The sequence below is a fragment of the uncultured Thiodictyon sp. genome (assembly GCF_903828115.1).
Lineage (GTDB): Bacteria > Pseudomonadota > Gammaproteobacteria > Chromatiales > Chromatiaceae > Thiodictyon.
Window position 1 is genome coordinate 1 of the sequence record NZ_CAIKKU010000220.1, and the last position, 11,582, is coordinate 11,582.

An 11,582-nucleotide genomic window follows, 5' to 3' on the forward strand; every position below is an offset into this window, starting at 1 on the left:
CCGCTCCTACGCCGTAGGAGCGGCCCCCGGCCGCGACGTGGGCTTAAGGGGCGGTCGATAGCCTATCGCCGGCCGCTCGTGGGTCCAAGGCTTGGCGCGTTCAGCCACTAGGTCGTGAAGCTTCTCCAGTTCGCTCGCTGAAATTGGGTATCTCGACACCGGGCAAGTGCGCCGGAAGCAGGACACCCGAGGCGCGCCGCCTCCCCCGTCCGCAACAGCGGATTGCCACCCCCCGCCGAGCCCCGCGCCATGCCCAGCCCCGTCGCCGTCCCCACCGGGCCGACTGTGCCCCTCCTGACCACTGCGCCCGCGCCGGTGCGCCTCGACTAGTGTAACCGCGCCGCCGTCCTGCCCGGCAAGACCCTGCACCTCGCCCTCGCCCTGATGGCACTGGCCACGGCGCACCGAGAGCCGGGCACGGACCAGCCCCTGCGCCTGTCCTGAGCGCCGGGTGCCCAGCCCGACCGCGCGGCCCCCCCGAGGGTGCCGCCACGCTCCCCAGCGGCCCCCGGCCCCGTCCCACGTTGAACCAGTCCGGTGGTCTTGCCGCCCCCGGTAGGAAAAAATAATTTCTAACCAGAGGTTTGGCGTGACCCTTCGGCGCGGGACCGCTCCTGCCGGGCGCCGGCTGGGTGCGCATCCGGGCTTTCCGGTCGGGCCGGGTGCGCGACTGCAGCCATCGGACGGCGATTGACCAGGCGGCTGATCCCCCTATTCACCCTCACGCGCCTCGAGCGTCGCTACGAATCCGAGCAGGGCGACCAATCGCTCCCGGGAGGGTCCATTCAGGTTCGTGCCGAAGCGCGGGTCGTAGTGCTGGCAGTCATCCGCCGCCAGCCGGTAGCCGTCGGTGGGCGCACGCTTCTGACCCAGGTACAGGTCGAGGCCCTCTTCGACGAGCAGCAGGTCCCAGTTCTGGATGATGCGCACCGGCCCCCACTGTTGGTGCCGGTGAGTGTTCTGGAAGGCCACCAGGCGACGGTGCAGCACCTCGGCGGCAGTCCAGCCGGGCATCGGCTCGGACAGCGGGCGCTCGGTCAGCAGGGTGCGCGCCTGTTCAAACAAGGCCGCGGCCTCCCCCGTGACTCCTTCCCCGCGATTGGCGGCCCGCTCCGCCACCCAGAGCCCGAAGGCGCGCAGGCGCCTTGGGTGCTCGAACCATTTCTTGAGCACCGTGAGGCGCATGATATTCGCGTGTCCGGTGCGGTCGATCTCATTGATGATCGCGGTGAGTTTGTCTTGGACTTGGGTAGGCATCGTAGAAAGCAGGGGTCGTACCATGAAAGTCCTCGTTCGCTCGCGGAGCTTCAGGGTTGCGTCATGCCGGTTCCATCAATGCTAAGCTCTGAAACAGTAGTTGTGTCCGCGCTCCCAGCACCGCGGCGATGGCCAAACGGGGGCCGCCAGCCCTGCGGCTGCGTAGCGAGCCGGTGTGCGTGCAAGTACAGGCCGATTTGGCGCTCGTGACGTGCTGCCCGGGCGCCCGCTTGACTGTGTTGATCCAGGAGCAGACATGCTTTCCGTCCATGCGGTGTACGAAGATGGCAAGGTCACGCTCTCACTGGTTGTTCAGTGGTCGTGCCTTCACTGCATGTGCGCCTTGACGAAGGCGACGGCCTGCTCCTGCGCCTCGGTCGCCTGGGGCGACAGCCAGAAGCAGAGGTGGGTTCCCCGATTGATCCAGAGGTGCTGGGCCGCCGGAATGGTGCTGGCAGCATGGTCGCCATCCCTGAATTGCACATCTGCATCCGCGGTGCCGTGGATGATGAGCGAGGGCGCCTTGATCTCACTCAGGGGCAAGTTGTCGATGCCTGCGAGTTGAATGAGGTCGTTGTCGACCCCCGCCTTGCGGAGGCGGTACGGATTCATGGAATTGCACAGCACCTTGACGGTCCTCAGTTTCTCGGGGTCGGCCACCACCTGCTTGACGCGCTCATGCTGTTCCTTGCTGGTGAGATACCCTTCCGTGCCCAGCAGATCCGAAATGATGAGCCCGGGGAAGTGCGCCATCAGCGCGTGGACGAGCCTTTCCCCGAAATCGGAAAGGAAGAGCGCCTGCTCCACCTTGCCCGCCTGGGCGGGCATGACATACCGCTGTGAGACGCCGTCCACGGCCACCAGGCACGAGACGCGGTCTGCATGGCGTGCGGCAAGCGTGTAGGCAATCGGACCTCCGGCTGAGGTTCCGACAACGGCAACCTTCTCGATCCCCAGGGCGTCGAGCAGGGCCGCCAGGGCGTCCGCCTGCTCTGCAATTGTCCGCCCCGTGTCGAGAGGCGTCCCCAGGTACCCGGGCCGAGAGGGAGCAAGCACTCGCATGCCCCTTTCGGTGAAGATCCTTGCGAGGCCCAGCCCCTGATCGTATCCGCCAGGGGAGCCATGCACCACGAGTACCACAGGGCCTTCACCGGCGGTGGCATACTCGATCTTGCCCGCAGCTGTCTCGATGATGGTGCCGGGGTCTTGGATCTCCGGGTAGTTTGTGCTGGTCACACTCTTGCCTCCTACGGACGGATAGGAAATTCGGCTCATGGGGCCAACCGTGTGGTTGGCCTGCGGTTGGCCTGCGCAGGTGGTTGATTCAGCTTGGGAATGACTTTCCTGGCACATGAGGTGCCACACAATTCGCCCCATGAGCCGGAAATTCAACCACCCGAAACCCACCATGGCCCCTATCTTAGCCACGCTCAGGACATCGGGCAAGCGGGTTTGCGGCTGAGTCTGGCGGTCTGGGGGGATCGGACGCCCAGCGAAACCAGCGGCGGGGTGGCGGGCGACGCGCGGCGGCGGGGCGCCGTGCAGCGGCGCTGGCGGGGGCCTGCACCGGCGTGCCGGCGGTGGCGGCCCCGTGGCGGTGCTACCAGGAAATGCGCTGATCGAACTCGAACTCCGGTGCGGGTTGCGCCACGGCGTCCCAGTCCGGCAGCGGTGCGAGCGGACCGTCCCAGGAATTCCGGGGACAGTATACGTATTTCCGCGGAGAAGCAGGAACCGTGGCCCGGCTCGCGTCGATCTCGTCAATATAGGCGGCGATCTGGCTGCGTGTGCTCAACAGGTCAAACCGGCCTTCATCGATATCGCGAATACCGCTGTCGACCGCTTGCCGCAACGCGTCCAGTCGCGCTGCATCCTCGGCCTCGCGCTGTTCCACCAAGCGCAGCCCCTCGCGCAACACCTCGCCGACGTCTTGGTATCGACCGCTCTCGACCAGACTACCAACCGACGCTTCTTGATGATCTGTCAGTACGGCGTTTCTGGTGGGCATTGCTTCTCTCCGCCTGTAACAAGCTGATATTAGCAGCGGCTGGCATAATCTGCCACCCAACGTTGAGCGGAAATAGGGGACCTACCACGAAAAACTGCCGATCGCCAGGTCCCGCAGACACAACGAAATGACCTGAGTCTCGCCGGGCCCAGGGTCCCAGCCCGCGATGTGCTGGGGGCCTTGACCATAACTCCGGCCGCGACGGGTTGCCGCAAGGGCGCGCGGGGAGTTCCGGGGACAGGGGGTCTTCTGCTCCGTGGCACCCGCGACCCCAGCCATTACGATGCGCCGCAACGGCTATTGTTTGGCTTCCTGGTCCATCAACTCCGCGCGCAGTTGCGCCAATTCCCGGCGATAGCTCTCAGCGTCCCCGTACTCAAAGAAACGGGGATAGCGACTATGGGATGCAACGATGCGGCGGCCGTTCTTGATCGGGCACCAGTACTGCTCGGTGCGCGCGGCGATCTCCCGAAAATAGCCCGCCAGGCCATTGCCATAGGAGCAATAAAAACAGTTAAAGCGCTCGATCATATACTGGAACGCCTCCCGCTTCTTCACAAACTCCTGTTCCAATTCGTCTTCCAGTTCACTGATCCGGCGGATCAGTTCGTCGATCTGACGAGTCATGCGGGTGCTCCTGGTTGCATCGGTGGTTGGCGTGAGACCATCCCCGCGACATGAATAGCAATGATGAACCGGCGTTCGCGCGTTATATCGGCATCGACTACTCGGGCCGAGCTGATCGGCCGGCGCGGGGCGTACCAGACCGGGCACCGTCCGGGAGACAGCACGCGGCAGACGGGAACTCGCCATTTGGCGGCCAAGGCCGGAGAAGCGGGCGGGGTCAGGCGCCGGGCTCCCCCAGTGCGCGCTCGGTGGTGCCCAGGGCATAGGGCTGGCCGGCGGGGTCGAGCAGCAGCGTGGCCACCAGCGACACCTCCAACTCGCGGCCGTCGCGGTGACGGCGCCGCGTTCGGTAGGGCGCAAGCGGCTGCCCCTGGCCGCGCCCGTCGCGGACCTGGAGCAGCATCCGCTCATGCTCCGCCAGTGCCCCCGCGGGGATCAGTTGACGGATGTTGAGCGCCAGGGCCTCGGCCTCGCTGTAGCCGTAGGCGCGCGCCGCGGCCGGATTCCAGGCCAGGATGTGGCCGTCGAACCGCTGCACCGTCATGGCGTCCATGGCGTCGCGCACCAGGGTTGCGAGGCGCCGCTCCTCGGCCAGGGCGGCGCGCAGGCGCTCGGCGTCCTTGATCTCGTCGATCTCCGTGAAGACGATCACGGCCCCGTCGATCCGGTGGTCCAGGGTCTTGTAGGGCCGCACCCGCACCGAGTACCAGTGACCCAGGTTGTCCTGCAGCTCCAGGCTCTCCACGCTCAGATCCTCGATCACCCGCTGCACCAGTGACTCCAGGTTCGGGATCTCCAGATTGGGCTTGATGTTGCCGATCGGCCTCCCCAGGTCCGCGCCGATCAGGTTCAGCAGGCGCTGCGCCGGGGGGGTGAACTGGCGGATGCGCAGGTCCTTATCCAACATCAGGATCGGCAGGCTCATACTGGCCAGCATGTTGGTGATGTCGTTGTTGGCGGCGGCCAGGGCCACATTGCGGTGCTCCAGCTCGTCGTTGACGGTGGCCAGTTCCTCGTTGGTGGACTGGAGTTCCTCCTTGGCGGTCTCCAACTCCTCGTTGCCGCTCTGCAACTCCTCGTTGGCGGACTGGATCTCCTCGTTCAGGGAGCGCAACTCCTCGTTGGTCCCGTCCTGCTCGGCGATGGCCGCCTGCATGTACTCGCGCGTGGTCGACAGCTCCTGTTCCAGGACGGCGATACGCAGATCCGCGTCGGCCGCGGCCCCGCCCGGTCCGGGCGGCGCCGACCGGCCCGGCTCCGGGTGCCCTGCGGCCCCGCTGTGCGGACGTTCAAGCTCATCGAACAGCACCAGCCAACAGGGCTCGGCAGCGGCCGGCAGCGGCAGGACATGGAGATCGACCAGGCCCTCACCGCCCTCGTATCCGTAGGGCACGCCGCGTTGATGCACCGGGCCCCCGGATTGCTGGGCCTGCGCCAGCGCGTCGCGCAAGGAGGTGAAGAGCCGGCGGCGGACCATCTTGAGCAGATGCAGGCTCGCCGCCCCCGGGGCCGGTTCCAGGTAACGCCCGGTCTGGCCGCGGAAATGCAGGCACTCCAGGTCCGCGTTGACGATCACCCCCGGCGGGCTGTAGCGGGCCAGGACCAGCGCGTCCGCCTCCTGTTGGGGGCTGCGGGCCGGGCTGCCCAACCGGGGGGGCAGCCGCGTTTCAATCGGGCGCTCGGTCAGCCCGTCCTGCACCGGGGTGCGCGAGGTGAAGGCATAGCCCGGATACCCGGCGACTGACTTCTTGGCGTAGAGCTTGCTCGGCTGATCCACCAGGGCGAACAGGTCCGCCTGGTGGCCGATGCTCTCGGAGCTTCCGAGCATCAGAAAGCCCCCCGGTTCCAAGGCATAATGGAACACCTGCAAGACCCGCTTCTGCAACATCTGGCCCATGTAGATCAGCATATTGCGGCAGCACACCAGGTCCAGCCGGGAGAACGGGGGGTCTTTGGCGACGTTCTGGACTGCAAAGATACAGCGATCCCGCACGGCCTTGTTCACCTGATAGCCGCCGGTGACCTTGACGAAGAAGCGCCGCAGCCGCTCCGGCGAGACCTCCGCGCTGATCCGCTCCGGGTAGACCCCGCGGCGTGCGACCGCGATCGCCCGCTCATCGATGTCGGTGGCGAAGACCTGGATCGCGGCGGCCTGCGCCGGCGTACCCTCCTCGTCGGTCAGGTATTCGAGCAGCGTCATGACCAGTGAATAGGGCTCCTCCCCGGTCGAGCAGGCCGGGACCCAGATGCGTACCTGGATCAGGGGCGCACCCGAAGCCGAACCCCCGGCCGCGACCCGCGCCTGGTGGGCGGCGAAGAGCCGCGGCAGGACCAGGGTGCGCAGGGCCGTGAAGGTCTCCGGGTCGCGGAAAAAGCTGGTCACCTGGATCAGCATGTCCTGGAACAGTGCGTCCAGCTCCGCCGGGGTCATCTGCAGATAGCGTACATAGTCGACCAGGCGGTCGAGTTTGTGGACCAGCATGCGGCGGCGGATGCGCCGCCGGATGGTGGTCTGCTTATAGAGCGCGAAGTCGTTGCCCGTGCGCGAGCGCAGCAGCAGATAGATTTTGCTGAGCGCCTGCGCGGCCTCGTCCCCCAGCTCGAGCTCCGGCACCAGGCGTTGGTTCAGCAGGGGGTGCCGGGCAATACGCGCCAACTCCGCGGCGATCTCCTCGGGCGGCAGCACCAGGTCCGCGCAGCCCGCCGCCACCGCGCTCCCCGGCATCCCCCAGAAGGCGGCGCTGGCCTGGTCCTGGACCAGGGTGAGCCCGCCGGCCGCCTTGATGGCGATCAACCCGGCGGTCCCGTCGGAGGCGGTCCCGGAGAGGACCACCCCGATCGCCTGGCCGCCCCGGTCCTGGGCCAGGCTGCGTAGGAACTCGTCCACCGGCAGGTGGCGCCCGCGCTCGACGATCCGCTCCAGGATCTGCAGGCGCCCGTGCATGATCCCGAGCGTCACGTTGGGCGGAATCGTATAGACCTGATTGGGCTCCACCGCCAGGCCGTCGGTGGCCTCGGTAACCGGCATCCGGGTGGCGTTGCCGATCAGCTCCGCGAGCAGGCTCGGGTGCAGGGGGTCTAAGTGCTGGACCAGGACAAAGGCCATGCCGGTATCCACCGGCAGACACTCCATCAGCCGCCGATAGGCATCAAGCCCCCCCGCCGAGGCGCCGATCCCCACCACCGGGAAGGCCGCGGCCGGGTCTGGGGGCTGATCCGGAGACTGATCGGGTTCCCCCAGGGCCGCGGCTGGCCCACTATCGGGTGCCGCGGTCGCTTCGGGCGTCAGCGCTTTCGTGGGCATATGCTCGCTCCTGGGTTGGCTGTTCGGTGCCAGCGTCGCTGCTCAGCGTGGGCCATCGTTCGAGCTGCTGGAGGTGGGTCCGGGCGACGCGGGTGGCAGATAGGCGAGCACGAGCGCATATAGGGCGTCCGGATCGACCGGCTTGGGGATGAAGTCGGTCATGCCCGCCGCCAGGCATCGCGCCCGGTCCTCCGTGAAGGCGTTGGCGGTGGCGGCGATGATCGGCACCCGCGCGCCGTTGGGCAACTGGCGGATGCGTCGCGCCGCGTCGAGCCCATCCAGTACGGGCATCTGCATGTCCATCAGGATCAGGTCGTAGTCGGTGCACGTCGCCATCGCCAGCGCCTGCGCTCCGTCGGCGGCCACGTCGACCGTCAGTCCCACATCGGTCAGCAGCTCGCGCAACAGCTCCCGATTGATGGGTTCATCCTCCGCGACCAAGAGACGGGCACGGGGGTGGCGGGTCCGCAGTTGCTCCTCGGCAGGGCGCGTGGCGGGTTCCGCCGCCGGGGTCACACGCCCCTTGGTCTTGGCCAGGCGGACGGTGAACCAGAAGGTGCTGCCCGTCCCAAGCTCACTGTCGACCCCCAGGGTGCCGCCCATGAGCTCGGCCAGCCGCCGGCTGATCGCCAATCCCAGACCGGTGCCGCCGTACCGGCGCGTCGTGGAGCTATCGGCCTGCTCGAAGGCGGTGAAGAGCCGCGGCTGATCCGCGGGGGCAATGCCGATGCCGGTGTCCTGGACCTCGAAGCGCAGGACCACGTCCGTTTCATGCTCCTCGACCAGCCGGGCGCGCACCGTGACGGACCCCCGGGCCGTGAACTTGGTGGCGTTGCCGGCGAGGTTGAACAGGATCTGCGCCAGACGCCCGGCATCGCCTTGCAGCGACCGGTGCGCGAGATCGGGGCGGATGTCGATCACCAACTCCAGGGATTTTTCGGCCACGCCGGGGCCGATCAGGTCGGTCAGGTCCGCCAAGACATCTTCCAGGTTGAAGGCCGCTGTTCCGAGGGTGAGGCGATCGGCCTCGATCTTGGCGAGGTCCAGTATGTCGTTGATCACCGCGAGCAGGTGCTGGGCGGCCTGGTTGGCCTTGTGCAGCTGATCCATCTGTTTGGCGTCGGTGGCGCGGCGCAGCGCCAGGGTGTTCATGCCCATGATCGCGTTCATGGGCGTGCGCAGCTCGTGGCTCATGTTGGCGAGGAAGGTGCTTTTGGCCCGGTTGGCTGCTTCGGCGGCGTCCTTGGCGGCGACGAGCGCCGCGGTGCGCGCGTCCACCAACGCCTCCAGGTGCTGCCGATACTGGGCGAGCTCGGCCTCGACTTGGCGCCGCGCGGTGATGTCCAACAGAATCACGCGGCAGGTGCTGGGCGCCCCGGCCGCGCCGCGATTCTCTCGGCGGATCACCAGCTGCAGGTCGCGCCGGGGCGCTGGTGGGCGCCCCAGACAGACCTCGATGGACTCCTCCTCATCCGTCAACAGCACCCGCGCGAGACTGGCGAGCAGGTCGCGTTTGCCCTCGTGGGTCAGTCGCATGCCCAGGAACAGGTCCGGCCCCCGGCCCCGCTCTGCCCCCAGCAACCGAGCGGCCGTCAGGTTCATCCGGGTGATCCGACTCTCGCGGGTGAGCGTGGCATAGCCCACTGGGGCAAAGTCGTAGAGGTCGGCGTAGCGGTCGCGGGACTCCTCCAGCGCCTGCTGGGCCTCGCGCAACGCCCGGTTCTGGAGTTCCAGCTCGATCTGGTGGACCTGCAGCTCATGGATGAGCCGTTCGGCCGCCGCGGGCGTGAGGGCATCCCGCTGCGCGGCACTCAGGGCCCCGACCCGTGCTTGCGCCTGTTGGCGCAGGTCGTGCTCCCATTCCGCCGGCGCGGCTGGCGGGTCCGCCGGCATCTGACGTGGGTCGTTGGAGCGGGGCATGGAGTGTCTCCGTAGGGGGGCGACCGGACAGTGTTCAGTCAGGCCCCTATTCTACCCCAATCACCTGGCGCGTCGGCGCGCGGGTTCGCCCGTCGCGACCCGCAGCGCCGATCCGGGCGCCCGCAACGTCGTCAGGTCTTACCTCTGCACCAGCGTCTTCAACTGCTCCAGCAGGGCGTCCCGCAGGCCATGGAGTTCACCGCGCTTCGCCAGTGCCTCAGAGTCCCGCCCCGTGGTATGGAGGACGCACAACTCAGACGCCAGTGCGTGTAACTGCCGGTGCAGTTGTTCGATGACCTGGAAGGCGGGCTGCGCACCAGAGCGGGTCAGGCACTCGTCTTCCAGCCACATGCCGAAACGGCACTGGTGGTGATCCAGGGGTGGCGGGGTTTCACGCTTCCCAGTGAGGTAGCTTTCCAGGGCGTTTACCCAGGTGCGGTGTGCAGTGCCCGCAAAGAGCAGCGGGAGATCGCGGCGGTGCACCGGTGGCTGACCGATCCAGACCGGATTGGGCCGCCAGGTCGCCGCCCAGCCGGGGAAGTCGGCGGCCGGCATGGGGCGGGCAATGCCATACCCCTGGGCCAACTCGCAGCCGAGCTGCAACAGCATTTCGCCCTGTTCCACGGTCTCCACCCCTTCGGCGATGGCGTGGCGGCTGAAGACCCTGGCCAGCCCCAGCATACCCTCCAGAATGGCCAGGTCATCCGGATCATCGAACATGTCATGCACGAAGCTCCGGTCGATCTTGATCGGGATGGCCGGCAGGCGTTTGAGGTAGGTCAGCGACGCATAGCCCGCGCCGAAATCGCCCAGCGCACAGGTCGCCGCGGCGATCAACAACTGGTCCCCCGCGGCGTGTCCGTGGCAGTCGTTGATGGCCTTAAAGCCGTCCAGATCGAGAAAGGCCACGGCGAGCAGGCGGGCGTGCCGCTGCGCCTGGCCCATCCCCTCGCGCAGGCGGTCGAGCAACAGCGCACGGTTGGCCAGCGTCATCGAATCCGTGCCGCACGGCTGCTGCGGCGGCGATAAATCGGCGGGGTGATAGGAACAGAAGGCCTCCCGTGTCGCACAGCCAAATAACGTCATGGTCGCCTGGTTGCAGTCGAAGAAGCCTTTCTCGTCCAGCAGCATCACCGCGTCGGTGGTCGAATCGAACAGTGCGCGGAACTTCGCCTCGGAGCGGCGCAAGGCGGTTTCCGCCTGCGCGATCGCGGTGATATCCAAGAGGACTACGCGGCAGGCGGCCGGGGGTTGCGCGGTCGGGCCTGGGCGCTCGCGGCTGATCACCAGGCGCAGGTCGCGCCGGGGTTCCGGTGGCCGTCCCAGACCGACCTTGATGGTCTCCTCCTCACCCGTCGACAGCACCCGCCCAAGGCTTGCGAGCAGAGGGCTCAAGTCCTCGGGGGCGAGCCGGGTGCCCAGGACCAGGCCCGGCGCCCGTCCTCGCTCCACCCCCAACAGCCGGGCGGCGGTCAGGTTCATCCGAGTGATCCGACCCTCGCGGGTGAGCGTGGCATAGGCGACTGGGGCAAAGTCGTAGAGGTCGGCGTAGTCGTCGCGAGACTCCTCCAGTGCCCGCTGGGCCTCGCGCAGTTCCCGGTTCTGGATCTCCAGTTCGATCTGGTGGACTTGCAGGTCGTGGAGGACGCCCGCGGGGTCAGCGGCGTCGGCCGCCTCGAGCCGCAGCACGGCGAGCGGATCAGCCAGGGTACGGTCGGTTTGGTCCCTGAAGGACGACATGGTGGGTCCGTGGGGTAGGTACGATCCTTTCATGATAGACACTCAACCCAACCCCGTCATCGAGACTCACGAACGATCCTTGGCCAAAGCTCCCGCAGACCGTTGGCGCGGCGGTCCCAGCGGTCGAGCGGACCATCGCGGGTGGGCTGGCGTGCGTCCTGACCCCGGTCTCTCGGTAGCGGAGGCTCTAGCGCCCTCCCGCGGTCCAGCCGCGGGGCTGATACTCGACGGGTGCAACCGCGCGACACGGCGGCCGGCAGTTCAGCGAGAGTGCGTCGGTTTGGTCCTTGGCGGACGCCATGGCCGGTCTGTCTTGTGATGACCCGCTGGAATTGAGCGCCCGGCCCCCTAGGGTGCTGGGCGCACTAAAGCATATTCGTACGCCCATTTTCCCGCCTGGTCTGTTCGCCAACCCACATAGGCCTGAGCGACCGACGCCCGGGACACCCCAGGCGCTCAGTTTCCCCTGCCGGCAACAGCGGGTTGCCTCCCCTGCCGAGCCCCGCGCCATGCCCAGCCCCGCCGCCGTCCCCACCGGGCCGACCAGGCCCCTCCCGAGCGCCGCGCCCGCGCCGGTGCGCCTCGACCGGTGCCAACGCGCCGTCTCCAATTCGCCCTTTGGCGGTAAGGAGGAAGACGGCATCGAGTCCAACCTGCTCTTCTCGTTGAAAGTCGCGCAGCGACGCTGTGGGAGCGGCTTCAGCCGCGACGGGCCGCGCAAGCGGC

8 protein-coding genes are annotated in these 11,582 nt (G+C 67.5%); 1 reads left to right on the forward strand and 7 read right to left on the reverse strand.

The genetic code is table 11. The features are described 5' to 3' along the window. Positions 1 to 711 precede the first annotated feature (711 nt). From QZY48_RS08060 to QZY48_RS08090, 7 genes are all read right to left on the reverse strand, one after another. Positions 712 to 1,257, reverse strand: coding sequence for a hypothetical protein (locus QZY48_RS08060; RefSeq protein WP_295429930.1), 546 nt, complete (start codon positions 1,255 to 1,257; stop codon positions 712 to 714). 327 nt (positions 1,258 to 1,584) lie between these two features. Further along, on the reverse strand, positions 1,585 to 2,493 hold the full coding sequence (locus QZY48_RS08065) for an alpha/beta hydrolase (RefSeq protein WP_295429932.1): 909 nt from the start codon (positions 2,491 to 2,493) through the stop codon (positions 1,585 to 1,587). Positions 2,494 to 2,857: 364 nt separating this feature from the next. Beyond that, entirely contained in the window at positions 2,858 to 3,265 is a 408-nt protein-coding gene (locus QZY48_RS08070; protein WP_295429933.1) for a type II toxin-antitoxin system ParD family antitoxin, read from the reverse strand. A gap of 297 nt (positions 3,266 to 3,562) precedes the next feature. After that, a complete protein-coding gene (locus QZY48_RS08075; RefSeq protein WP_295429936.1) occupies positions 3,563 to 3,892 on the reverse strand; it encodes a hypothetical protein in 330 nt (109 codons plus the stop codon). Between the two features lie 217 nt (positions 3,893 to 4,109). After that, entirely contained in the window at positions 4,110 to 7,196 is a 3,087-nt protein-coding gene (locus tag QZY48_RS08080; protein WP_295429938.1) for a chemotaxis protein CheB, read from the reverse strand. A 42-nt stretch (positions 7,197 to 7,238) separates the two neighbouring features. Then, positions 7,239 to 9,116: an ATP-binding protein gene (locus QZY48_RS08085; protein WP_295429940.1), complete on the reverse strand. Its 1,878-nt coding sequence runs from the start codon at positions 9,114 to 9,116 to the stop codon at positions 7,239 to 7,241. A gap of 138 nt (positions 9,117 to 9,254) precedes the next feature. Further along, complete coding sequence (locus tag QZY48_RS08090; RefSeq protein ID WP_295429942.1) at positions 9,255 to 10,856, reverse strand: EAL domain-containing protein; 1,602 nt, start codon at positions 10,854 to 10,856, stop codon at positions 9,255 to 9,257. A 509-nt stretch (positions 10,857 to 11,365) separates the two neighbouring features. Here QZY48_RS08090 and QZY48_RS08095 point away from each other — a divergent pair. Further along, positions 11,366 to 11,582, forward strand: a 217-nt coding sequence (locus tag QZY48_RS08095) for a hypothetical protein (protein ID WP_295429944.1), incomplete at its 3' end; no start/stop codon positions are given.

Coding starts and splice junctions, on each gene's coding strand:
- QZY48_RS08060 (WP_295429930.1), bottom strand. CDS start 1,257: ATGCCTACCCAAGTCCAAGACAAACTCACCGCGATCATCAATGAGATC.
- QZY48_RS08070 (WP_295429933.1), bottom strand. CDS start 3,265: ATGCCCACCAGAAACGCCGTACTGACAGATCATCAAGAAGCGTCGGTT.
- QZY48_RS08075 (WP_295429936.1), bottom strand. CDS start 3,892: ATGACTCGTCAGATCGACGAACTGATCCGCCGGATCAGTGAACTGGAA.
- QZY48_RS08080 (WP_295429938.1), bottom strand. CDS start 7,196: ATGCCCACGAAAGCGCTGACGCCCGAAGCGACCGCGGCACCCGATAGT.
- QZY48_RS08085 (WP_295429940.1), bottom strand. CDS start 9,116: ATGCCCCGCTCCAACGACCCACGTCAGATGCCGGCGGACCCGCCAGCC.
- QZY48_RS08090 (WP_295429942.1), bottom strand. CDS start 10,856: ATGTCGTCCTTCAGGGACCAAACCGACCGTACCCTGGCTGATCCGCTC.